The 23,092-nt window shown below is 63.9% G+C and carries 23 protein-coding genes and 1 pseudogene; 7 read left to right on the forward strand and 17 right to left on the reverse strand.

Features of this window, described 5'->3' with window-relative positions; translation table 11 throughout:
* Nucleotides 1-92 precede the first annotated feature (92 nt).
* From ACTJKJ_RS24560 to ACTJKJ_RS24585, 6 genes are all read right to left on the reverse strand, one after another.
* Nucleotides 93-1,943, reverse strand: coding sequence for a hypothetical protein (locus ACTJKJ_RS24560; protein WP_440822680.1), 1,851 nt, complete (start codon nt 1,941-1,943; stop codon nt 93-95).
* A 1-nt stretch (nt 1,944) separates the two neighbouring features.
* On the reverse strand, nt 1,945-3,159 hold the full coding sequence (locus tag ACTJKJ_RS24565; RefSeq protein WP_440822681.1) for a tyrosine-type recombinase/integrase: 1,215 nt from the start codon (nt 3,157-3,159) through the stop codon (nt 1,945-1,947).
* Nucleotides 3,160-3,208: 49 nt separating this feature from the next.
* Nucleotides 3,209-3,853 (reverse strand): DNA-binding protein, encoded by a 645-nt coding sequence (locus tag ACTJKJ_RS24570; RefSeq protein WP_440822683.1) that lies wholly within the window; start codon nt 3,851-3,853, stop codon nt 3,209-3,211.
* 1,385 nt (nt 3,854-5,238) lie between these two features.
* A complete protein-coding gene (locus ACTJKJ_RS24575) occupies nt 5,239-5,493 on the reverse strand; it encodes a DNA-binding protein (protein WP_440822685.1) in 255 nt (84 codons plus the stop codon).
* Between the two features lie 700 nt (nt 5,494-6,193).
* The gene (locus tag ACTJKJ_RS24580) at nt 6,194-6,568 is read right to left on the reverse strand and encodes a hypothetical protein (RefSeq protein WP_440822687.1); all 375 of its coding nucleotides are present in this window, start codon (nt 6,566-6,568) and stop codon (nt 6,194-6,196) included.
* Nucleotides 6,565-7,074, reverse strand: coding sequence for a hypothetical protein (locus tag ACTJKJ_RS24585; RefSeq protein WP_440822689.1), 510 nt, complete (start codon nt 7,072-7,074; stop codon nt 6,565-6,567). Before ACTJKJ_RS24585 ends, ACTJKJ_RS24580 begins: the two co-directional genes overlap by 4 nt.
* 141 nt (nt 7,075-7,215) lie before the next feature.
* Between ACTJKJ_RS24585 and ACTJKJ_RS24590 the strand changes: the two genes are divergently transcribed.
* Complete coding sequence (locus ACTJKJ_RS24590) at nt 7,216-7,596, forward strand: helix-turn-helix domain-containing protein (RefSeq protein ID WP_440822691.1); 381 nt, start codon at nt 7,216-7,218, stop codon at nt 7,594-7,596.
* A gap of 252 nt (nt 7,597-7,848) precedes the next feature.
* Here the strand turns inward: ACTJKJ_RS24590 and ACTJKJ_RS24595 are convergent, their stop codons facing one another.
* Together ACTJKJ_RS24595 and ACTJKJ_RS24600 are read right to left on the reverse strand one after the other, a co-directional pair.
* On the reverse strand, nt 7,849-8,076 hold the full coding sequence (locus ACTJKJ_RS24595) for a helix-turn-helix domain-containing protein (protein ID WP_440822692.1): 228 nt from the start codon (nt 8,074-8,076) through the stop codon (nt 7,849-7,851).
* A 312-nt stretch (nt 8,077-8,388) separates the two neighbouring features.
* Nucleotides 8,389-8,622 carry a helix-turn-helix domain-containing protein gene (locus ACTJKJ_RS24600; RefSeq protein WP_440822694.1) on the reverse strand — a complete coding sequence of 78 codons (234 nt, stop codon included), beginning with the start codon at nt 8,620-8,622 and terminating at the stop codon, nt 8,389-8,391.
* 234 nt (nt 8,623-8,856) lie between these two features.
* Here ACTJKJ_RS24600 and ACTJKJ_RS24605 point away from each other — a divergent pair, with 234 nt between their 5' ends.
* From ACTJKJ_RS24605 to ACTJKJ_RS24620, 4 genes are all read left to right on the forward strand, one after another.
* Nucleotides 8,857-9,546 (forward strand): hypothetical protein, encoded by a 690-nt coding sequence (locus ACTJKJ_RS24605; protein ID WP_440822696.1) that lies wholly within the window; start codon nt 8,857-8,859, stop codon nt 9,544-9,546.
* Nucleotides 9,547-10,004: 458 nt separating this feature from the next.
* A complete protein-coding gene (locus ACTJKJ_RS24610) occupies nt 10,005-10,328 on the forward strand; it encodes a hypothetical protein (protein WP_440822698.1) in 324 nt (107 codons plus the stop codon).
* An 85-nt stretch (nt 10,329-10,413) separates the two neighbouring features.
* Entirely contained in the window at nt 10,414-10,902 is a 489-nt protein-coding gene (locus ACTJKJ_RS24615; RefSeq protein ID WP_440822700.1) for a hemerythrin domain-containing protein, read from the forward strand.
* Between the two features lie 74 nt (nt 10,903-10,976).
* Nucleotides 10,977-12,272, forward strand: coding sequence for a cation:proton antiporter (locus ACTJKJ_RS24620; protein ID WP_440822703.1), 1,296 nt, complete (start codon nt 10,977-10,979; stop codon nt 12,270-12,272).
* Between the two features lie 5 nt (nt 12,273-12,277).
* Here the strand turns inward: ACTJKJ_RS24620 and ACTJKJ_RS24625 are convergent, their stop codons facing one another.
* From ACTJKJ_RS24625 to ACTJKJ_RS24640, 4 genes and pseudogenes are all read right to left on the reverse strand, one after another.
* On the reverse strand, nt 12,278-13,618 hold the full coding sequence (locus ACTJKJ_RS24625) for an ATP-binding protein (protein ID WP_440822705.1): 1,341 nt from the start codon (nt 13,616-13,618) through the stop codon (nt 12,278-12,280).
* A 224-nt stretch (nt 13,619-13,842) separates the two neighbouring features.
* A pseudogene (locus tag ACTJKJ_RS24630) lies at nt 13,843-14,578 on the reverse strand (Crp/Fnr family transcriptional regulator).
* A 162-nt stretch (nt 14,579-14,740) separates the two neighbouring features.
* Nucleotides 14,741-15,667 carry an OmpA family protein gene (locus ACTJKJ_RS24635; RefSeq protein ID WP_440822707.1) on the reverse strand — a complete coding sequence of 309 codons (927 nt, stop codon included), beginning with the start codon at nt 15,665-15,667 and terminating at the stop codon, nt 14,741-14,743.
* A 35-nt stretch (nt 15,668-15,702) separates the two neighbouring features.
* Nucleotides 15,703-16,104: a DUF4398 domain-containing protein gene (locus tag ACTJKJ_RS24640; protein WP_440822709.1), complete on the reverse strand. Its 402-nt coding sequence runs from the start codon at nt 16,102-16,104 to the stop codon at nt 15,703-15,705.
* Nucleotides 16,105-16,458: 354 nt separating this feature from the next.
* On the opposite strand from ACTJKJ_RS24640, the gene ACTJKJ_RS24645 reads away from it, so the two are divergent.
* Together ACTJKJ_RS24645 and ACTJKJ_RS24650 are read left to right on the forward strand one after the other, a co-directional pair.
* Complete coding sequence (locus ACTJKJ_RS24645; protein WP_440822711.1) at nt 16,459-16,785, forward strand: hypothetical protein; 327 nt, start codon at nt 16,459-16,461, stop codon at nt 16,783-16,785.
* A gap of 24 nt (nt 16,786-16,809) precedes the next feature.
* Nucleotides 16,810-17,337 carry a hypothetical protein gene (locus ACTJKJ_RS24650; protein WP_440822713.1) on the forward strand — a complete coding sequence of 176 codons (528 nt, stop codon included), beginning with the start codon at nt 16,810-16,812 and terminating at the stop codon, nt 17,335-17,337.
* A 152-nt stretch (nt 17,338-17,489) separates the two neighbouring features.
* On the opposite strand, the gene ACTJKJ_RS24655 is transcribed toward ACTJKJ_RS24650, so the two are convergent.
* From ACTJKJ_RS24655 to ACTJKJ_RS24675, 5 genes are all read right to left on the reverse strand, one after another.
* The gene (locus ACTJKJ_RS24655; protein ID WP_440822715.1) at nt 17,490-17,891 is read right to left on the reverse strand and encodes a response regulator; all 402 of its coding nucleotides are present in this window, start codon (nt 17,889-17,891) and stop codon (nt 17,490-17,492) included.
* Between the two features lie 47 nt (nt 17,892-17,938).
* A complete protein-coding gene (locus ACTJKJ_RS24660) occupies nt 17,939-19,966 on the reverse strand; it encodes a diguanylate cyclase domain-containing protein (RefSeq protein WP_440822717.1) in 2,028 nt (675 codons plus the stop codon).
* A gap of 25 nt (nt 19,967-19,991) precedes the next feature.
* Nucleotides 19,992-21,455, reverse strand: a complete 1,464-nt coding sequence (locus ACTJKJ_RS24665; RefSeq protein ID WP_440822719.1) for an RAD55 family ATPase — start codon at nt 21,453-21,455, stop codon at nt 19,992-19,994.
* Nucleotides 21,452-21,835 (reverse strand): hypothetical protein, encoded by a 384-nt coding sequence (locus ACTJKJ_RS24670; RefSeq protein WP_440822721.1) that lies wholly within the window; start codon nt 21,833-21,835, stop codon nt 21,452-21,454. The genes ACTJKJ_RS24665 and ACTJKJ_RS24670 overlap by 4 nt, the downstream gene beginning before the upstream one ends.
* A 184-nt stretch (nt 21,836-22,019) precedes the next feature.
* Complete coding sequence (locus ACTJKJ_RS24675; RefSeq protein ID WP_440822723.1) at nt 22,020-23,072, reverse strand: extracellular catalytic domain type 1 short-chain-length polyhydroxyalkanoate depolymerase; 1,053 nt, start codon at nt 23,070-23,072, stop codon at nt 22,020-22,022.
* Nucleotides 23,073-23,092: the final 20 nt, after the last annotated feature.

Below are 23,092 nucleotides of genomic sequence, written 5' to 3' on the forward strand. Positions count from 1 at the left end.
CGAGTCTGGCGATACAGCCTCCTCCGGTCCAACCTTTGAGCTTGGGTCTAGCCTGCCGTCGGCGGACGGTGCATTGGCTCGCGCGCGTCGACTCATGAGTTGCCTTTCAGTTCGATGGGGATGTAGAAGCGCTGAGCGGCCGCTCGGCGCTTGGCAGTTTCAAGCGCGCTCTCGGAGAAGCGTGGCAGGACATCTGCGCGGATCAAATCAACGGCCCGCGAAAACATGCTCTTCCACTCGGCCGCGCCAAGCTCAGCTTTCATGCTTTCCGCGTGGTTTAAGAATGCGAAGACGCGGGGGAGTACATGGCGGGTAATTACTGTGTTGCCGCAGCCAAAGCACTCCCACGGTTTGCCGCAGAAGGTGTTTGGGGGGCCTCCCGGTCGATTAAGAACGTCCTTACAGGCATTGAATAGGACATCCATTTCTCCGTTTAGCATGGCGCGTATCTTTTCAGCTGAGACACTCAGCTCGCTGGAGCCTGCAGCCGGATCATTGGTCGGCAAGACGGTTGGCTTTTTCACAGTAGCTATCGCGTCGTTAATGCCATCCCGGACAGTTTGGTCGTGAATGTGCTTTGTCGACGCATTCGCAACATACCCAACAGTAGTGTCCGCAAGCGAGTGGACGGCGTCGTTGGATACTTTCGACAGCTGCCCGTGCTCGATGTATTTTCGACTGAGGTAGGTGACTCGTAGCCTCACCGATGAGATTTGAAATGTCCTTCCTGAAGCGTCTTCTAAGTTATTTCTCTCACACCACCCGCCTTTTCGGTTCATTTGGTATTTGAAATAGCTGGGGTCTATGGCTTTTACCATGGGGGCCGGGCTTCTTGTAAAAATTGTCATTCCCAAAAAAAGAAAATCACGGTCCGGGTCCGGCGCATGTTTAACAAGCGGCGCAGTCAACTCAAGCAACTGCCGGATCAGGTTTGGTGCGGAGTACGGGCCGTTGTCCTTAATCGGCTTTCTAAATTCTCTGTCAGCAGACCGCAGTTTCCTATAGACCAAATAGAATTTACCGTCGATTTCACGGAGGCAATCTCGCCTCAATGTTAGGATTGACGATTCATTCCGACCGGTTCGCTTTGCCAGCAGAATGAAGAATGGGATAAGGTCCTCCGCTAGAGCGTAGCGGTGCGCATGCACGTCCCAGAGGCGATAGCGTCCTTTGTAGACCCCACGTACCGCGTTTAGATACGAATAGTCTTTTAGCGCGTTCAATGCGGGCACTTGGAGTGGGAGCTCCCCATGAATATGGGTTGCATACCAAATGAGATTTTCTAATTTGTTCCAGGCAAGCTCATCCGGTGCGCGGCCGCGTCCATTCCGAACGCCTCTCGGGTTGGAACCGTTGGCAAGCAGTTCTTTGCCGCGCTGTAGGCGCGCATGCAGTTCATCAATACAACGCCGACACGCTTCCTCTAAATCCAGTTGCTCGGAAAACGTGTAGGGCTGACTAACCGTCCCATCATCGACGTGCCTAAAATTTCGGGGAACTCTCGTTGTTCGCTCAAAACGACCAATAGCCTTAGCCGCCTGAAGCAGTCGATCAAAGTTCCCGTAAAGCCGTCTGGAGGTTTCGTTTTTCTGCGATTCCAAGCGTTGCTTTATGTGCTTTCTAAACTGCAGAATGAGTTCTGTATCAAAATCGGCGAGCTTAATATTTTCTGCCAGACCCTCTTGCTCTGCGAATTCAAATGCCCTCGTGATTGTGGAAAAGTAGCTTCTAAACGTGAAGCCGCTTTTTACGTTGAAGAGTGCATGACGCCCAAGTGAAGCAATTAGGTCGCAGGCCAGATCGCGAAACGGCGTCCGACCAGTTAGGTCCAGGAAGGCCCATTTCCCTAGGCGTTCTCTCATGTCGAGAACAAGCCTCCCAATGAGATGCGGTTGACCAATTTCTTCGGGGAGTGGAGCGAATACTATCTTCGGGTCGGCCATTTCAAGATTTCCAAGTTACCCAGCTCTCAAGCGATTCCTCAACCAGCTCCTCGGCTTCTTCAAGACAGTCCAGATAGATATATGTGCTCAGGATGCTTGAATGTCCCATTTGCTTTTGAAGTTGGCGCAGTGGATCGGTAAGCAGTAATTTGTAGGCGCTGACTCCTTCCTCCTTGATCTGTTTTAAGTGAATGGCAAGCTTGCGAATAAGGCCTGCAAGCTGGTATACAGCGAATGTGTGTCGACACCCGTGCGGAACAAGCTTGATACCAGTCGCGTCGGAAATCCGCTGAAACAGTAATTGAACCGAACGTGGGCTTAGTCGATTGCCATGCGTAGACAGAAAGACCGGGGAATCATTATTGGATTCCTCTTGGGGTCGATATTCGCTTGACTCGATGTAGAACCAAATCGCACGAACGATGTGCTTTGGTACGCGGACGGTTCTTGTTTTCTTGCCTTTGCCGGTGACCGTGAGTGGAACCGTCTTTCGATTTTTCCACTTGGGAAGGCGAATATCAGGCAGATCGCCTTTATTAAGGTTGAGCGCCTCAGTGATGCGCAGTCCTGCCGCAACCAGCAAATCAATGAGCGAGATATTCCGAAGAGAATTCCTGCCTGCTAATATTGTTGGGCGCCAAATGTTCTTGTAGTTATCAATGGGAATGAAGCGGACGGCGTTCTCGGGGTTCTTAGCGAAGATGTCGGCGACGTCCTTTGGCGGCGCACCAAATCCGCCCCAACCAGCGCGATAGCTGAACGGCACGGTGTGGATGAGCCGGTCATCCTTCGCCCACTCGTAGAGGTGCACGATGGCCGTCGCGGTTACGTTCCATGAGCTCTCCGCAATGGCTGGCACGTTCTGGTGTTTTCCGGACGTGCGGACCCAGAAGAAGCGGTTGAGGTGCGCCTGTGAGGCGTGCTTCCAGTCGATACCTTGCGACTCCAGGTGTCGGAGCATGATCGACAGACCGTGTGCGTACGAACTCCAGGTTCGCGGGCTTGCGCGACGTGGGGTGATGAGCCGCTCTGAGACGAACCTGTTGAGCTCCTCGTCAGGCGCTGAGGTCGCAGCGTCGAGGAAGCACGGTCTGTCCTCTTCAGGCATCTCGCTCTCAGCCGATTTAAGGAAGCTGTGCCACTCTTCGGCGTCGATGCCTTCGGGCACGGGCGCTCGGTCAAGCACCTTGCGCTTGAAGAAAAAGAGTTCTCGCATCGTTTTAGGTCACTCGCATGTGAGCCGCGGACTGAGCAGCGCGTGGGCTTCAGCCACCCGCGGTGCGGCGGCCAGATGACCCAGCCAGCCCCTGGACGCCGCGCTGAATGGCCTCAAGCTGGCCGTGCAGGGCTTCCGTGGTCTTAGTCGATGCTCGTAGACCCGCCAGCTCCTCAAGGCTCTCTTCGTGCTTTGCCTGGAGTTCCGCGAGCCGTGACTCCGTCCGCGCAAGCGCCTCGGTTTTCTCGCGAAGGGTCGCCTGCTGCGCCGCGGCGTTCAGCTCAAGTTCGCGGACCTGCATCTCCAGGCGATCAATGTGCCCCGCTTGGGATTGCTCCGCGTCTTCGAGTCGTGCGACCTCCGCCTCGGCCGTAGCAACTAGCCCTTCAGCCTTCTTCAGCGCAGTCACCGCTCGGTCGAGAGGCTGCGCGACCGTCGCTTCCGCCATGCGCAGCGCGTGCCCATATAGTTCTCGCGCAAGGACGCTCCCCCGCGCCAGCACGTCAGCTGGCACATCAACGGCGGCAGCCTCGTCATCGCGCTTGGCCTTCCAGGCCTCGAGGTGGCGCTTCACTGTTGTGTATGAGCCCCCGGTGCGTTCCTGGACGAGTGTCAAGGAGGGCTCGACTCCGCTGGCCGCGAGCGCGTCTGCCGCAGCGGATACGGATTCAAGGGTCGCGACAGGCTTGGCCATCACACGCCCCATCGGACCAGCCAGCTACGGTAACTACCGTAGCTACCGTAATCGTTCGTTCCTGCTTTGGTTGCTCGGCGCAACCCGGCCGACATGCCCGAAGAGTGACCTGACTTCATCATTGTTTTAGCCTCACCACCGAGACGCTTCACAGTCCGCTCGAGGCAGCGTCCACACCGTCGAGAGGGCGGTGCTGACCCCCTGTCAGACCCTGCCGTCGGTCACCCTAAGGGGGCTCGCGAAGCGCGCGTCAACGGTTTTTTGAGCTTCAGCGCACGACTCAAAATTTGGTGGTATTCGGATCGTGGTGGCGTTGCGACGTTAAGCATTTACACAAGCAAAAGCAGGTCATCAGGCCAAGTTCTCTGGCGGCTGCCGAACTCTGTGAACGTACTTGCACATCGGGCGTTGGTTGCTATACCTAACGCCATAACTTGGACTCATCGAGCGGTCCGACGCGGCGCGCAGTGTTGCGTCCGGCCGCTGCATTTCGTCGTGGACCCAGTTCCAGTCCGGCGCCGGCTTGCGCACAGCAATCGAACGGTCATGGGTGCCTAGCGCCTCGGTCCAGGCGTCGTCATCCAAGTCTTGAAGGGCTGAGGCCTCAACCTCGCATTTCGACAGCAACTGTCGGAGGGACGTTACGGTATTGGTGGAGATGCCAAGGGCGTTCGAAATCGAGCGGCTCGAACGCGATGGATCGTGGAAATGCAGACGCACGATCTCGCGCTGCAAGCGTATGGAAAGTCGCATCAGATTGAGGGGTCGAGCCCGCAGCGCGGGCCGTAGAGGCAAGCTTCCCCATCGCGCCCGAACACTTGACGCGTCGGGTGCTGCAACCGATACTCAGGCCACAGATGGTTCGTCTGGCTGGCTTCGGCTGGCCGCTCAAAACCCGGGTTCCCGCCCGGGTTTTGGCGTTTCTGGGGCCTAACTATTCATGTGTTCTCGTCAGCCATCTCCTTCTTGATGTTCATGTTGTCGAATTAATGGCGCCTGTCAGAACGCCGAACTTCCAGTATGAGTCGCAGTTTCGGCAACGTGGTCAACTGCTTCAGCGCATGACAACGCTTGCTTAAACTTGATGAGATTCGAGTGCGAGGCCAACGCTGAATACGATGTCGGACCGTTTGACGAGGACACGAACGATCCATCCTCGGGTGAGCCAAGTTGGCTTCGTTGGACTGACTGTGCTCTTGCGAGGCCCGGTGAAGTAGAGCGCACCGCAACGTCCAACTGTCCTCTGCCGCAAGTTGTCGGAGGAAGTGAAAGCTATAACTGCGGTGCGAGCACTACGTCCCTAACCCGTCCTGGATAAGCATCGGCCCACGGGGAGCAGGCGAGACCGGCTCAGCCGGTCATTCTTGTGTGCCGTCCCCCCCAACCTACTCGCTGTCGTCTCGTCCGCTATGAGCGAGCGCCTCGTGCTGATACGCAGGTTCCACGCGCTTTAGCCCTAGGGCGACTGCAATGCGGTGCGCTTCACCTCGTTGACCTTTTGTTCGCCCAGCAAGGACACCATAGACGAGGTCCCGGTTGAATCCATGTGCTTGCGCCCAATCGGAAATCTGCTGTCCGTCGGTAAAGAAGCGCTGTTTCCGTTTGAGGCGCGCGTTGAGGTCGACAACGAATTGATCCAATTTGATCGCTCACTTTGCTCTGCGATGGACCCAAGTGGAGTAGAGAGGCGATCTTCCGTCAATACCCTCTGAACAATTTACAGGCAGTCAGAAGTCCCAGCGTTTCATAATAAGTGTTATGGAATCACAATAAGTGTTATGGGCCCGAGCCGGTCCCTTCTCCGAGGGATGGCAATTTTTTCCGTCGTAGCATTGGCGCAATACTCAAAGAATCTGCACGTAGCCTCGCGTGCTGACTTCGATTGTTGTTGCTTTGCCACGCGATGCCGTCTCGCCGTGAGAAGTTGGTTGTGGAGCTCGCCAGTTGTTGCGCTCCGCGGGTGGAGTCGCGCACGAGGTTCGGCGAGCCGGTCCAGCGGCACGATGTCGGGGCCGGCCAATCTATATTGGCGTGCCATCCCCTTTGTCCTACTGCCAGTTGAGAAGCAAGTAGCGTTGCCGACGTTGGTAGCCCAGTTGCGAAGAGCGGCGTACGCCCGCGTGGGGCTCGTCCACCCGGCCGGTACAGAGCAAGACCGACGGACCTTCTACCTGGAATGCTCGAGACCTGTCGGTCATTTTGTGTACGCTGGCGTAGAGACCTTCGCGTCGCACTTGAGCTGGCCACCGGAGATCTTGTCCGCCCAGCGTGGATTCAATGCCGCGATCACCATGCCGCCCATGTGGAAGTCGCAACTGAACATACAAGTCGCAACCTGCCTCAGTCGTCTCTCATTTGGCCCCAGGACCAATCACTCACGTCAGTAGATCCAAGGAGACCGAGCCGTGCCGCCCCCGCCCACAACACCTGCCGCTCGAATGTCCCGGGCTCGGGCGGTACGATGAGGACGTACTGGCGGCCCGATGAGGTGATCACGGTCCTCTCAGCGAGGTCGATGGACACGATGGCGGATGTCAGCCGGATGACGCCGTGATCACCATCGCAGTCTCTGAACGTCACCAGGTGCAGCTGACCGGACATCGACTTCAGCATTCGCCATGAGCGCACGTCCATCAACGGTTGCTGCTGCGGGGGCGGGGCATCGCGCTCGTTGTCGAACAAGACGTGCGGCTCGCCGAGTTCGGCGGCACTCACGCCTTGGCAACTCGACGTCGGGACGAATGTCGCCTGAAGCGAGGTTTGGGGTGGGCCCGCTGGGTCGGCGCCGGCAACGGGAGACGAAACAGTAACTCGCGCTCGACCGGTTCCATGTGCTCGAGAACCAAGCCGCAGTCGAACGGCTTGCCGGCTGAGTCGCACACCGAGATGCTCTGACCAGCGTCCGATTGGCACATCCACACCTCCCGGACTATGCGCGACGTCCATTGACCATGCCGCGACCGCCAGGCCGGCATCATGCACACGATGCCTTTGACGCGATCAACTTCGAGGGACTTGAGGACGTCTGCTAAATCGGTGTCCCATGCGATGCACAGCGTGCGTGTCATGCTTAGGTCTGGATCTTCGACGTCCGGGACCTCCACCGAAACTAAGAACCAGGGCGAGTGAAGCATCAGTTCAACCACGCGCCAGTGTTGTGCGCCCGGTTGCGTCAGCTCAGGAGGGAACGGAAACTCATAGTGCGGCAGAGAGACGAACATGGGTAGCAGATCCGCGAACGCAGGTGATTCGGCGGCCAAAGGGTTGAACTTCGAACAATTGTTCCCTCGCGCAAGCCATATCCAAATTCTTGATATTGCGATGATTCGGATACGGTGTGAGGCTGGAGAAGCGTCGAGTCCATGTCCAAAGCCCTGCATAGCCGCCATAGCAAGATCTTCCTTAACAAGCTCCGCAAGCAGCGGGAGGTGCGTCGGCTAAGGCAAGCGGACCTCGGTGAGTTGCTCGGCCGCAGTCAGGGCTGGGTCAGCTACGTCGAGCGAGGCCAAACAGCCTTGAACATCATTGAACTGCGAGAGTGGCTTGACGCCCTTGGCGTTGAGTTCTTGGATTTCCTACGCGAGCTGGACGCGGAGTTGAGGCTGCTTGAAGCGTTGCGCCCACGTGCCAAACCGCGCCTTCGGCTAGCGAGAGGCGCTGTGGTTCGGTCCCCCCAAGCCAGTCCGATCGTGGACCAGTCCATCGCGGGAGCGATCCCGGCGCCGAAGCCAACCAAGCGTTAGGTCCTGCGATGGCCGGACCAACCGCTATCAGATCTCGGGCCAGCAACAGCGTGAACTGGTGACTGACAATGAATCGCAGCTCAGCGCGCTCGATCAAGCGTCTTTGGCGATAACCATCACCGGTCCGATTCCGCAGCAGCGCGACGCCAATCTTGGGATCGCTTCAAGTCCAGAAGATCTACCCGCTCGGATCTCCGGGACGTTCATCATGCGCACTGCTAGGTATCCCTTGTCGGGGATCCTTCAGACCTTCTACTGGAGGTCTCGCGCGAGCAACCGTCGTCCGAACTCCTCCAGAGTAAGTCCGCACGCGAGCGCCCAGAGCTGCAACTCCACCACACCCACACATCGTGAGCCGGCTTCGCCTCGGGCCACAGCACTCTCCTCGACACCTAGGCGCGCAGCGAGTTCACCTTGGCTCAACCCTGCATGCTCGCGCAGCCAAATCAGTTCCCTCAGAAATGTCGCCTGAGCAATCATGTCGAAAGCCGACCCCGCCTACAGCGGTGCAAGTCCGCAAAGCGCGCGATCTTCCTTCGCCCCAATGCCTAGGCTGTCGATCATGAGCTGTGCTTGTCTGCTGCAGCAGACCGCCAACGTAACCAAGGTTGGTGGATGTGTGGCTGGGACGCCGGCCAACTGCATCTGAGTAGGTTCGCCGGTTGCTGCGGATCATGCCGACGTAGGCACCGCTGGTTGCTGCCCTTAGTCACGGCTGATGTACTGGATGGCCGCTGAGCACAGCGCTCGCTCCCAGCCCGCCCGCCCGCGACGTTCGCCACGAGTCCAACTTCAGCGCGCCTCTGCCATGAGCGACTCAGCTTCCGCAACCAAATCAGCCGCCGTGCATTTGAGTGCGCCCGAGAGCTTGAGCATTGTTTGAAAGCTGGGCTGCTGACGCCCCGTCTCAAGCCACGAAATGAAGACGCGCTCAAGCCCAGCTTCCAGCGCCAGTTGTTCCTGGGACAGTGAAGCCTCGCGTCGCCTATGGCGCAGTGCGCGCCCAAATGCCTCCGCTGGCTCCACAACACCCCTCAATCAGAAAGGGGCTGAAGTTATGAAGAATTCACGCTCAGGTCTTTATACGTTCGTATACATTTTGCCGAGGCTTTGGCGAAGGGCGACGTCTGCTCGCAGCATGCTCGCATTGACCGCTCAGCCGTACGCCGCACCGCACCCCACGGCCCGAACATTTCTGCTTTTCTGAAGAGAAGTAGTCGATAGCGGCGTTTTCAGACTAGAAGAACGTGACAGGGAACTATGAAAAACCGAACCCATACCATTTTCGCGCTCTCTCTTACTGTACTGACGGGTTGTGCGGTTACACCGCAGCCAATTTCAGAGAGCGGTGTTCGAGACGGCATCGAGATGAAAACGGGCTACCTGGGCTGTCTAACGTGCTCCAAAGTAAAGACGTATTCTTCTCCGCTGATCGCACGCATCTCGGCAAAGTTTTCAGATCCGGAGGCAACCGGTTGGATCAATGTCAAACTCAGCCTTGCGTTGACGAATAGAACCGAGAATTTTATTTCGCAATACCAATTGATCGCGGAGTTCACGAACAATGGTTTCTTTTCCGATGGTGCGGATGTCTATATTGACGGCGTGAGGCTGAACGCGGCGGGTGACAGGCAGGGTGTGAAGTGCTTCAGCAACATTGGCAGCGGATGTTCATGGACTCAAGCCTATGTACTAGACCACAAAGGTGTCGAAGACGCCTTGAAGTCGGCTTCCGGCATAAACTTGTTCATCGGTAAGCCGGTTCTTACCATGGCGCTTACTAATGACGGATACGTGCAGCGCCCCATTGCGAAACGAACTATCGTTGGGGTACGCGAGACGATTCCATCCTGGGCATTGGTCGGCTTCATTAAGTGCGTATTCCGGTGCAATAGCGCCACCTGTTCCAGTCCAAACCCGCCAGTCGTTCCAGTCCAAACCCGCCACTGATTCCAACTCGTTGCCGCCACCTCGATGTGGTTGAGTGCATATTTCAGCGGCGGCCGACCATGAGGTTCAGTGTGACCTGACCAACCGCTTCGGCAACGTGTGCACTGCAGCGGCGATGGTTAAGATCACTGCCCGCTACAGGCTGATCTCGGTCATTCGATGATCGGCGCCTAGCGACGGCTATTGCGAGAAGCGGTCGCATGAGCTGGAGGAGCTTGGCCGGATGCTCGCCCCCGGGAACGGGGCCGCTGGGGCCGGGGTGACTCTTGAACTGAGCCCCATGGCGCTCTCCTCAACCCTTCAGTCAGCATCACCGGGCCTGCAGCGAGAGGCGTTCTTGAGGCGGTCGCGCAAGCCGTTCCCCCCCGGGGAGTGGAGCTTTAACTGACCCGACGGGCATGCAGGCGCGCGCGTTGCCCTGTGAGCTTCACCGGTTCCCCCGGCATATGAAAGTTCCCATGAGCAGCAATCAATCCCAAGGCCAAAGCCAGCAGCAGTCTGGATCGGGCAGCGACACATCTCCCGGCCAGCACCGGGCCGACCATGCGCCCGACTTGCGACCGCCTGCCGCCGAGCCCGGCAGCGATGGCGCAGCGCCGGGAAAGGGTGACAGCGACCGAACCCCGTGGCAGGGCGAGCAGCCTGTGGGCCAGCCGCGGCAGCAGCAAGGCGATGCCGTGAGACGCGAGCAGCAGCAGCAAGGTTCACCGAGCGAGGACACCGATGACGCGGGTGATACGCGCCCCAGCGACGACGTCCGCCAGGCCACCGGCAACAACTGACCCAATGGCGCGGCCGACGCCCACCGCCGCCCCCACACCGCGAGACGCCTCGCAATGGCCGGCAAGTGCCGGCCGAAGGAACACCATGGCTACCCAGAAGACCCCTGCATCGACCGATGCCATCGAACTGCTCACTGCAGACCATAAGGAAGTCAAGGCGCTGTTCAAGGCCTACAGGCAACTCGTCGAGGCCGCCGGCGACGATGAAGAGAAGGAGCAGCTCGCGCTCGAGATCTGCACCAAGCTGACCGTTCACGCCACGGTCGAGGAGGAAATCTTCTACCCGGCTGCACGCGAGGTGCTGGAAGACGACGAAGGCCTCGCCGACGAGGCAGAAGTGGAGCACGCCAGCGCCAAGGACCTGATCGCGCAGATCGAGGAATCGGTGCCTGCCAATGCCCTGTACGACGCCAAGGTCAAGGTGCTTGGCGAGTACATCGACCATCACGTCAAGGAAGAAGAGGGCGAGATGTTCCCGAAGGTCAGGCAGAGCGATCTCGATCTCGACGCGCTGGGCGAGGAGATGGCCCAACGCAAGGAAGAGCTGCTGGCCGAGATGGAAGAGGTGGAGTGAGCTGCGGCGCGGTCGAATGGCTTCGGCTACGGACGAGGCGCTCATGAAGCGCGCACCCCACTGAGGACGCTGGCATGTCTTTCGCGGGTTGGTCGGCAGTCATCGGCGCGGTGCTGCTGTCACTGGTGCTGCTCGGCACGCTGATCGGGCGGCTGCCGCTGAGCAGCGCGATGCTCTATCTTGGCATCGGGTGGCTGCTCGGCCCCACGGTGCTCGGCGTGCTCACGCCGGATCCGGTCCGGCACGCGGCGCTGCTGGAGACGGTGGCCGAGATCGCGTTGCTGATCTCGTTGTTCGCGGTCGGCTTGCAGCTGGGCGTGCCGCTGGGGGACCGGCGCTGGTGGCTGCCGCTGCGACTGGCGGTCATCTCGATGGCCTGCATGGTGGCGCTGGTCGCCTGTGTCGGCGTCGTCGCTCTGGGGCTTCCGCTGGGCGCCGCCATCCTGCTGGGCGGCATCCTCGCGCCGACCGACCCCGTGCTGGCTTCCGGTGTGCAGTCGGAATCCGGTGTGCGGCCGGACCGCCTGGGATTCAGCCTCGCCGGGGAAGGCGGCTTGAACGATGGAGCGGCTTTCCCGTTCGTGCTGCTCGGGTTGGCTTTGCTCGCGCGCCCCTCGGCGGGCCCACCGCTGCACTGGTGGACCGTCGAGCTGCTGTGGTCGCCACTCCTCGGCACGGTGCTGGGTGGCGCCCTCGGCGCGGCGATGGGGCGGCTCGTCGTCTACCTGCGCGCACGGCACCGGGAAGCGGTGGGGCTGGACGTCTTCCTCGGCCTGGGATTGATCGCCCTGTCATATGGCCTGGCCCAGCTCTGCAACGCGTCGGGCTTCCTCGCCGTCTTCGCCAGCGGACTGGCGCTGCAGCGTGTCAGCGAGAAGCCCATCGCGCACAGTCCTCCGCTCGGGGCAGCCGAGGAGGTCGAGGGGCACTCCTACGAAACGCTGGCCACGCACTCCCACCATGCCAGCGCCACGATGCGCGATTCGGTACAGCTGTTCAATGGCCAGCTGGAAAAGCTCGCCGAGCTGGCCCTGGTGGTGGGCGTGGGCGCGATGCTGGCTTACGCCGCGCCCTTGCCGGCGGTCTGGTGGTTCGTGCCGCTGCTGATTGTGGTGCTCAGGCCGGTGTCGGTGCTGCCTGCCATCGTGGGCGAGCGGTTGTCGCTTCGCCAGGCCGCCTTGCTCGGCTGGTTCGGCATCCGCGGCATCGGCTCCATCTACTACCTCGTGTTCGCCCTGCACCACGGATTGGAGTCCCGCATCGCGGACGTCCTGGTCACACTGACCTTGTGGACGGTCGCCATCTCCATCGTCGTGCACGGGCTGAGCGCGCAGCCGCTGATGCGGCGCTATCTCGTCCGCCGCGATTGAGGGCTTCAGCCTCCCGGCTCTGCCCCGGGCGCCACCGCTGCGCCATAGCAGCGCGGCAGGCAGATGCGGAAGGTGGTGCCTTCTCCTATGCGCGATTCAAGTTCGGTGGTGGCATCCAGGAGGTCGCACAGGCGCTTCACGATGGACAGCCCGACCCCTTCACCGACCTGCTGGTGCACGGGGCGCGGGTCGTCGGCCGAAGGATGGCTCTCAGCCAGGTCGACGCGCATGTGCGTGATCTCGCCGGTGCTGTGGTCATTCGCGACCTGGCGGGCCTGGTCGGTCGCCTCCTCGAGCGCGCCCGCCAGCTGCGACCCCGGGCCGGCATGAAAGCCCGGTCCGGTGTCGCGCACCTGGAAGAACCAGCGCTCGACATCGTTGGACGCGCCGTCGTCACAGCTCACGGTGACGCCGCCGCTGCGGGTGTACTTGATCGCGTTGATGACGAGGTTCTGCGCAATGCGCCGCACCTTGACCGCATCGCCCTCAACGTCGAGCACCGCGGGGCCTTCGTAGCGAAGGTAGAGGCTGCGTTCCTCGGCGTGGGGCTGCAAGTCATCGCACAGTGTGGCCAGCAGCGCGGCCGCGTCCAGGGCCTGCAGGTTGCGGCGCTCCAGTCCGCCCTGCAGCCGCGCCAGGCTGGTGACGTCGTTGAGCAGGTGGCCTAGGGAGCTGACATTGCGATCCAGCAGCCGCAAGAAGCCACTGCGCATCAGCTCGGTGGCCTTCGGCGAGGCGAGGCCGGCGGTGGCAGTCGCCACCACACCGAGGTTGCCGCGCAGGTCATGTGCCGCCTGCTGCCACAGCCGGGCGCGCTCCTGCTCCAGTTCGCGCACGGCCTGCAGGGCACGCTCCAGGTCCCGGATGTGGCTGCTCGCCTCGATCTGCTGCAGCGTGAAGTACTGCGACACGCTGGCACTGACGGCGTCGCTGCATTGCTTGGCCCAGATGCGCCGCGCGCCCGCCATGATGGCCGGGTCCAGGTCTGGATGGCCGACGGCGTACTCCTCCAGCTCCACGACGACGCATTCGTTGAGCCGTCCGAGCTCGCGCGTCACCTCCGCCAGGTCGAAGCCCTGTTGCCAGCGGTGCAGCCCATGGGCCGCGGCGTCCCCCTGGTGACGATCGTGCGCGTCCTCATCGCTCGCACTGCCGCCGCCGCCGCTTAGCTTGCGCTCGAAGTCGACGAGCAGGGCCGGGATGTGGTCGTGGAGCTGGGCGCGGGGCAGCGCTGCGCCGGAGGTCAGTGTGGGGTCGGAGGCCACGGCCGCACGCCAGGCCTGCAGGATGGCGCCACGCCGCCGCTTCAAGTGCGCGCTCAATGCCAGGTGCTCTGCGGCTTGCATCGGCGCGTCCTTTGTCCAGCGGAAGGGAAGTAGGCCGATTCTGGGCTCAAAAGGCTGCTCGCGCTCGCCGTGCGTCGGAACCGGGGACATGGGCGCCAACCCTCGGATGACGGCGCGGTGGCGGCTCATGAGCTCCTTGCTTGCAAGAATGTCTGCCCCACCGCTTCAAGGCCCTGCCATGAAGCACAGGGTCGGCCGGTGCTCATGACGCCTGCGCAGGCGGCTCAGCGCGCCAGCGGCAGGGGGCCGTTCAGCAGCCGGTCGTACTCTTGCTTGACAACGCCGTAGCACTCGCAGCTGCGCTTCTCCAGACCGGGGCGATCGACGACGGTGATGTGGCCGCGGGCATACTCGATCAGGCCCAGCTTCTGCAACTTCAACGCGGCCTCCGTGACGCCCTCGCGACGCACGCCGAGCATGTTGGCAATCAGTTCCTGCGTCATCACCAGTTCATCGCCGCAGATGCGGTCCAGGCTCAACAGCAACCAGCGGCACAGCTGCTGCTCGAGCAGATGGTGGCGGTTGCAGACGGCCGTCTGCGACATTTGCGTCAGCAGCGCCTGCGTATAGCGCAGCAAGAGGTGCATGCCCACGCCGTAGCGGTTGAACTCGGTCTTGATGGCTGCGGCGCTGAGCCGGAAGCAGCCGCCCGCGCTCTGCACCACCGCTCGGCTGGGAGTCGTTTCACCCCCCATGAAGAGGGACACGCCGACCACGCCCTCGAATCCCACCACCGCGATCTCCGCCGATCCGCCGTCCTCCAGCACGTAGAGCAGCGACACGATCGCTGTCGTCGGGAAGTACACATGGCTCTGCGTTCGGCCCGATTCATACAGCACCTGCGAGCTGCAGTTGCACAGGCTCGAGCTGGCCTGCCCAACGAGCCCACTCGTCCGGCGGCAAGGCCGCCAGCAGGCGGTTGCTGCGCGGCGAGAGGGCATCCAGCGGCGGTGCGGGCATCAATCCCTCGGGAACGTGCAGAGGTGAGCCCACTCTAGCCAAGGCCGCGGCGTTGGTGTGCAGGTTCTCACCCCTAGGACGTTCCGAGGTGCAAGCCCCAGCGTGTTGGGGCACCGCGAGCCGCCGGTCCGCCAGCGCGGATCGGCTCAACGTGTGCATCGCCTATCTCTGGACAAGATCCGCCGCCGGGCTGGCGAACACCACCTCGACGCGCCGGTTCATCTGCCGTCCACTCGCCGTGTCGTTCCCAGCCACGGGGCGCTCTTCGCCGAAGCCCTGGATGCTCAGCTGGTTGCCCGGCACGCCCCGTTGCATCAGCGCAGACCTCACCGCCTGCGCTCGGCGGTCGGACAACGCCTGGTTGGCCGCCGTGCTGCCCGTGCTGTCGGTGTAGCCCTCGATCGAGGCGAGCCGTTCCGGGTTGCGCCTCATGAAGTCCGCCAGCTGCGCCATGCTGCGCTGCCCTGCCGGGCGCAAATTGGCGGCGCCGGTGTCGAACAGCAGGTCGCCGAGCGTGACGACCGTGCCGCGGTCGGTCCGGCGGGCGTTCATGTCACGCAGCTGCGATTCGAGATCGCTGACCTTGGCATCGCGGCGCGCCACGCGGTCGCGCTCGGCCTGTGTGTTGGCCTGGGACTGTGCCAATTGGGCAGTGCTCGTTGCGGCGGCCCGTTCGGCCGTCGCCGTCTGGGCCTGGGCCACGTCGACTTCGCGGGTGCGCAGCTCGAGCCGCATGCGGTCGCGCTCGGCGCCGGCGCCGGCCACCACGGCCTGTGCGTTGCGGCTTGCGGCCGTCTCCTCGGCGATCACCACTTGCTGCAACGCCATGTAGCCCAGGTGAGTCACCTGCGCCGTGTCGTCGCCATTGGCCAGGGCCCGGTCGCCGCGGCGCAGCGTTTCACGGGCGCGTGCGAGCTCCTCGGCGGCCATGGCGACCGTCTGCGGTTGGGCCTGCGCGGCCTGCAGCCGGCTGCGGGCCTGGTCGAGCATGCCGTTCTGGATCGGCACCGATGTGCAGGCTGCCAGCAAGGCGAAGCCGGCTCCCGCCAGGGCGGTTCTCAAGGGGGTGATGTGGAGTCGCGTATTCATGGATGTCTTTCGAGAAGGGAATCGGTTCGCGGCGCTCAACGTGCCGGCTTGCGCTGGATCTCTTCGGACAGCGCGCGTGCGGCGTCCTGGGATTCCTTGGCCGCCTTGCCTGAGCGCATGCTGTCGGCATGCAACTCGGCAACGCGGGCGTCGACTTCGGCCTGCTCGGAGAGCATCTGCGCGCGTCGTGTGTCGCCGGCCGTCACCGCTGCGTGGGCCGCGGCAAGCTTGTCGGTGGCCACGCGCAGCTGCAGCGGGGCGTCGGCCATCGTTGTGGGCGTGTTGGCACGCTGCACGGCGGCCTCGGCCACGGCAAGCTGCGGCGGCGCGTCGGGTGTTGAGGCGCAGGCGCCGAGCAGGGAGGCGGTCACCACCATGGTGAGCATGGCCAGCACGCGGGCCGGGAGGGGGGAGACGGGGGAGAGCGTCGCGGTCATGAAAGGTTCCTCGGGTCAAGCCGCAGTGGCGGCACACGCCGGACAGGCCGGCGACCCAGGGCGCCGCAAGGTGGATGGTCCGGAGGCGCTCTGTGTCGCTGACTCTGCGGGCATCCGGGCGCGGCGTCTGTCCTCCAACGCACACTGGCGCATTGCGCGTGACGAACAAGTTAGAAGTTAGCGAGGCTGGCGGCGCAAGGTCATCGTGTGCGCCTACAGGCCAACGTCGCGCAACCCCACGCGAACGAGACGTCCGAACCGCCAGCATCGTGAAGTCGCTGCGATGAGGCACTCGGCGACCGGCCCCGGCCGCTGATCGCGCTTCGCGAGGCTCTTTCTCCTTCAAGGATCTCCATGAACATCTCGACGAAACTCATCGCCGGCCTCGCGGTCGGCATCACCTGTGCGGCCGCTTCTGCGCAGGCGCAGCAAGCCGCGTCGAACGCTGCCTCCCAACCCTCCACGATCGGCGTGACGCCTGAGACGGCCAAGGCCGCCAATGTGCAAGCCGTCCCGCGCTCTGACACCGCCACCGTCGTGCGCACCGGCCCGACCGTGACCGACAAGGCCAGCCAGATGAAGTCGAGTGCCAACGATGCGCTCGCCACCGACGGCACAACGGTGGCGGCCAACGGCACGAACGGCCCCGCGATGCGGGCACCCCGCGCCGATCGCAACTGATCTCCCTACCCAACAGGACACCCCATGAACACCTCCAATGACAACCGCCTCGTGACGGGTCTTTTCCCCGACCGCGCCAGTGCCGAAGCCGCCTACAACTCCGCCAGCCAACGTGGCTATGGCACCGATGACGTGAACGTCGTCATGTCCGATGAGACCCGCCAGCGCCACTTCATGCAGCCAGGCGCCGAAACCGAGCTGGGCAACAAGGCGGCCGAAGGCGCCGGTATCGGCGGGGCCATCGGCGGCACGCTGGGCGCGGTGGCGGCGGCCATCGCCGCGATCGGGACGAGCATTGCCATTCCGGGCCTGGGCCTCGTGGTGGCGGGGCCGCTCGCGGCGGCCTTGGCGGGCGCCGGCGCGGGTGCGGCCAGCGGTGGCCTGATCGGCGCCTTGGTCGGCTGGAACATGCCGGAGGAACGCGTCAAGCAGTACGAAGAAGGCATCAAGCAGGGCGGCATCCTGATGGGCGTTCGCGCCAAGACGGATGAGGACGCGGAGCACTTCCATCGCCATTGGTCGGATGCCAACGGCCAACACGTCTACCGCTGATCCTTTCCCCGCAAACAGGAGCCCTCCGCCTGCCTTGCGGGGCTGGGACCGCGGGTCGTCTCATGCCGCTCGGCAGCGCTGCGAGCTGTGCCGTCGTCCGTGCTGAGAAGAGGCCACCCATCGCCCCAGATTGTTGACACTGCGTTGCGGCCTCACCGGCCTCGCTCCAACAGGCGGAGCAGTTCCGGCATGGACGCCGGCTTGGCCAGGAAGGCGTCGAACCCTGCGTGAAGCGCCCGCACGTGCATGTCCTCGCTTGCGGCACCGCTGACCGCCACCATGCAAGGCTGACACACGTCCCTGCGAGCGCGAACCTCAGCGGCTTCCTCCAGGCCGGACATGCCCGGCATGTCGATGTCCGACACCACGGAGTGGGGCTGGGTTTCCAGGATGAGGTCCAGCGCCTGCCTGCCGCCATAGGCGGTGAAAACGGTGTATCCGTACATCTCCAGCGCCCCCGCGAGGCTGTCCGCTGCACCGACATCGTCATCCACCACGACCACCACTTTTGCTTTCATCGCATGCTCGTCAGCCTCTTCTTCGGCGGCGGGCAACCCTCGCTCCCGTGCGGACCGGCCGATCACGCGCGGCCCAGACCGGCTCATGGCCGCGCGTGCACCGACGCCAGCACACGTTCCAGGCTCCCCAGGTCGACCGGCTTGACCAGGTGGGCGGAAAAACCGGCCCGGGTGCTGCGGTCCTGATCGGTCGCTCGCCCATAGCCGCTGAGCGCCACAAGGGCCACCCGCAGGGCGGGGTTTTGCTGACGGATCAAGGCCGCCAGCTCGTAACCGTCCATGCCGGGCAGGCCGATGTCGAGCAGCGCGAGATCCGGCGCGGCGGTGCCGATTATCTGCAAGGCCGCGACCGGATGGGTGGCCACCCAAACCTCGTGCCCGTAGATGCGCAGCAGTTCGGCGAGCGAGTCGGCCGCGTCGTAGTTGTCATCGACGATGAGCACCCGGCGTGGCGGCACGGCCGTTGCAGACGTCGGGCCGTGCATTGCGGGCGCGTGCTGCTCGTCCTCGTCAAGCAGGCTGGGCAGGCGAATGACGAATTCGCTGCCCAGGCCGATGCCGGCGCTGTTCGCCGCCACGGTGCCCGAATGCAGCGCGACGAGTCTGCGCACGAGGGCGAGCCCGACGCCGAGCCCGCCGGTGAGCGCGCCGGCATCCACGCGTTCCTGGAAGAACAGGTTGAACACATCGGGCAGGGCCGCCGCGGAAATGCCCCGTCCGTCGTCCTTGACGGCGATGACAGCGTGAAGGCCTTCCCGGCGCGTGGTCAGCGTGATGACGCCCCCGGGCGGCGTGTACTTGGCCGCGTTGATCAGCAGGTTGGACACGCATTGCGTCAGGCGTACGGGGTCGCCCCAGCAGGTCAGCGCCTCGACGCTGTTGTCGAACGCAAAGCGCTGCTGGCGCTGCTCCATCAGCGGCCGGGCCAGCGCGATGGCCTGCAGGGCCATGTGCTCGATCGGCACGCGTTCCATGCGCAACTCGACCTTGCCGGAGGCGATCTTGGCGATGTCCTGCAGGTCGTCCACCAGTCGCACCATGTGGCTGACGTGGCGGCGCATCGTGGCGTGTTCGATCGTCTCGTAGCCACCGCCGCGCATGCGCAGCACATCAAGCGTCGTCAGCAGCGGTGCCAGCGGGTTGCGCAGTTCGTGCCCCAGCACGCTGAGGAACTCGTCCTTGTTCCTGGCGGCGTTTTTCAACTCGGTCAGGAGGTGGTCCTGCTGCTCCGCCACGGCCGTCGCCGTCAGGGCCGACAAGACCAGCCGTTCGTTGGCGTCGCGCAGGCGCATGCCGCGCTCGTCGTGTCGGACGGGTGGCTCCTGAGGGGCCGGCGCCTGATCGCCTTCGGGATTCCGCAGCGCTGAGTAAAAGCGCCAGCAACGGCCCCCGGCACGCTTGCTGGCGTACATCGCACGGTCGGCGCAATCGACCAGGCTCTCGGCCTCGCGTGCGTCGTCGGGGAAGACGCTGATGCCGATGCTCGCGCTGACCGGTGTCGGCGCGAGGCCGTCATCCACCAGCGTGGAGAGCGACGACAGCAGCTTCTCGGCCACCAGGCCCGCATCCGCTGCCTCGGTGATCTCGCTCAGCAACATCACGAACTCGTCGCCACCGAGCCGGCACACGGTGTCCACACCGCGCACGCATTCCATCAGGCGTTGTCCGACGGCGCACAGCACCTGGTCGCCCACCTGATGACCGCGGCTGTCGTTGATGACCTTGAACCCATCGAGGTCCAGGAAGAGCAGGGCCAGCCGGCTGTCATTGCGCCTGGCCTGGGTCAGCGCCTGGCCCATCCGGTCGATCAACAGCAGTCGGTTCGGCAGGCCGGTGAGGGGGTCGAGCTCGCTGGAGCGGGTGAGCTCCGCCACCAGTTGCGCCGCTGAATCGGCCGCACCGCGCGAGCGCATGGCGTCCAGTACGAGCTGCTCGTTGGCTTCCAGGAGCTGGTGCACCTGGTGGCTGCTGACCTGGGCATGCGCTTCGGCCAGGTCCACCTGCAGGCCGGCCAGCTCGGCGCGCGCGGCCGCCACTTCGCGTTCGAGCACCGCAATCTCGGTGGCCAGCGCTTTGCGCGGGGACGGATCAGGCTCGTGCTCGGGATGCATGGCGTGCGTCGTGTCGTGGCGCTGCCTAGATCACCTCGACGGGGGGACTTCGCCCACGTGTCGAGGGCCGGCCGCCGAGCAGGCCTTCCTGCCCCGGCAGCGGGGCGCCGATGCGCAGGCCGTTGTCATCGATGCCGTACTCCCGCAGTTCGTCGGAATGGGCGCTGTCCCGCAGCTTGACCACCGCCATCACGCGGCGCAGCCGGCTTTCCACCTCGATGTAGCGCTGCACGATGATGGCGTCGGTCATGAAGGCGGTGCCATAGGGGCTGAAGCGCAGGTCGGTGTAACGATCTTCCAGCTCCGAGGTCATCAGCACCGTGACACCCATGCCGGTCAGCGAGGTCACCAGGCGCAGCAGCGACTCGCGGAAGTCCTCGCGGTACGAAGGCCCCAGCGCCAGCTCGAAGCCGGACAGCGAATCGATGACGACGCGGCGGGCATGGAGCCGGCGCACCTCGGCCGACAGCATCTGCATGATCTCCTCGATGGAGATGTCGGGCGCGTGGCTTTCCACCAGACCGATGCTGCCCTGCGCGATGGCCTCCGCCAGGGCAGGGTTGCGCACGCGGGTGGGACGCCGCTCGAAGGCGGCGATGACGCCGGTCTCGCCTGCCGCCACGCCGGCGTTGAGGAAGGCCGCGGCCAGGATGCTCTTGCCCGAGCCCGAGGGCCCCGCCACCAGCAGCGAGTAGCCGCGCGGCAGTCCGCCGCCCATCATGGCGTCCAGCCCGGGCACGCCCATGGTGGCGCGCGGGCCTGTGACCAGCTCGTCGGGCGGCGTGTCCAGCTTCGCCGGCACGAAGACCCGCAAGCCGTCGGCGGTGATGCGGAAGGCGTGCAGCCCCGGCAGCGAGGGCTGGCCGCGCATCTTCATGATCTCCATCTTGCGCACCATCGCGTTGCGCTGCACGTTCTGGCGCATCCAGATCAGCCCGTCGGCCACGGTGAACACCGGGTTGGCATCGGTGTCGGTGAAGTACTCGCCGATCAGGAAGGTCGTCGCCTGCCAGCTCGTCATCAGCATGCCGAGCTGCTGCATGAAGCGCTGCAGCAGGGCGTGGCCGTCGCCGTTGTCTTCGCTCGCCAGCACGACCGAGCGGAAGGAGTCGACGAAGACCAGCGCCGGCTCGTGCGTGGCGACCTCCTCGGTGATGCGGGCCAGCACCGCGTCGAGATCGCCGGCCATGGCCTCGTCGCACAGGTTGACGAAGCGCACGCTGCGGTTGATGGCCGCAGCGTCGAAGAAGGAGAACTGCTGCTGGTAGCGCAGCATCTTCAGCGGCGGTTCGCCGAGCACCGTGAAGTACAGCGCTGGCCGCTCCTGCGTGGCGAGCGCGAACATGAGCTGGTGGGCCAGCGTGGTCTTGCCGCAGCCGGGCTGGCCGGCGATGAGATTGAAGGAGAACTCCGGCAGGCCCCCACCCAGCAAGTCGTCCAGCCCGGGCACGCCGGTGGCCAGGCTGTTGATCGTCACTTTGGTTGTCATGGCTTGGGGTCCTGCGCTGCAGGAGCGCTCGAAGAGGGTGACCAGGCGGCCTTCAGCAGTTGTTCGCTCAACTGCGCACCGATAAGCGAGGTGAGCAGGTCCCGGAAATTCGCGAAGAACACGCCGCCGGCCTCGGTGGCTTGGGCTGGCGGCTGGGCGGAGAACAGGGCCTGGAGGTCCGCCAGCAGGGAGGGTGCATCGTCGCCCGCCGGCTTGGCCGGCTCGAGCCAGACGTAGCGGGCGGCGGTGCGGTGCAGCGTGCGCCTGAACAGGGCGGCGACACCGCGGCGGCCGAAGACGGGCTGCAGCGCGGCCTCGATATCCGTCCACATGGCGCCGATCGCGTCGGCAATCTGCCGGGAGTCGGCGTCTTCCGTCACACGAAGTGCAAGAGGCGCCGTGAACCGGCTGCTCTCTCGACTGTCCATATGCGAAAGAAGTAGGGGGTTGGGTGCTGAGTGTAGGTCGGCACCGGGCGGGACACACCCCTATATTGGACCGTTACGGGCGAACGACGTGTCGGACGGCGCCGCCGATGCAACGGCCCTGCAGGTGGGCGTGCGCTCAGGGCTGCAGGAAGAACCGGATCATCTCCGCACTCGCGTCGGGCCCGCGCGCATCGGCGTAGGAACCTGCCGGGTCACCGCCGGACCAGGCATGGCCGGCGCCATGGATACGCCATTGCTCGGTCACCGTACGCCCTTGCGCGTCACGGTGCAGGCGCCGCGTGCAGCGGCGGTTGCCATGCTGGCCGGTTTGCTCGTCGACGCGGACCGCCGTGGCGCCATGGGCCGCTGCGACTTTTTCGCCGTTGCTGGGATGAACGGTGGCATCGGCGTCGCCATGGAAGACGATCATGCGCACGCTGGAGCTCGCCGCGCTGGCAACGCCGCTGCTTGCCTGCCCCTGCATGGCTGCCAACGCGCCGGGAAGATCGTGGGCCGCACCCGCGGGCAGCCCGGAATGGACACCGGCTGCGGCGAAGACGTCGGGATGCGTTGTCGCCAGGATCGCCGCCATCGCACCGCCTGCCGACAGGCCGGCCACGTACACGTGCGCGGGGTCCACGCCATGGACCTCGGCGATATGCCGGGTCAAATCGGCGAGCAGGGCCGGTTCGCCGCGGCCGCGGCCCTGGTGGTTGTGCTTGAACCAGTTCCAGCAGCCCTGCGCGTTGGCCTGGCGTGCCTGCGCTGGGTACAGCACCAGTGCGTTGTGCTGCGCGGCCAGCGCGTTCATGCGTGTGCCGCGGGCGAAGTCGTCCGGGTTCTGCGTGCAGCCGTGCAGCATGAGGATGAGGGTGCGGGGCTTGTCGGTCTGGACGCCGGGAATGAAAAGCCGGTAGTCGCGCTTGCCAGCGCGATGGGCGTAGTGGCCGGAGACGAACTGCTCAGCCGTCGTCGAGGCTGACGGCCCGGCCGCAGCGGCAGACCGGGTTTCATCGACGACACGGGCGACGACGTCGATGACCTGCGGGTCCACGGTGTCTGGCGCCTCGCCTGTGGCAACAGGGCCACCATTGAGCGCCGCGGTGATGGCCGTCATGGCGGCCTGGAGGTCGCCAGCGCGCGTGAGCGCGGTCGCTTCTGCCATCAACTGGCCGAATTGGGGATGCATGTTTGCTTTCAGGAGCCGGG

Source organism: Roseateles sp. 22389, from assembly GCF_052044995.1.
In the GTDB taxonomy this organism is placed as follows: domain Bacteria; phylum Pseudomonadota; class Gammaproteobacteria; order Burkholderiales; family Burkholderiaceae_C; genus Roseateles.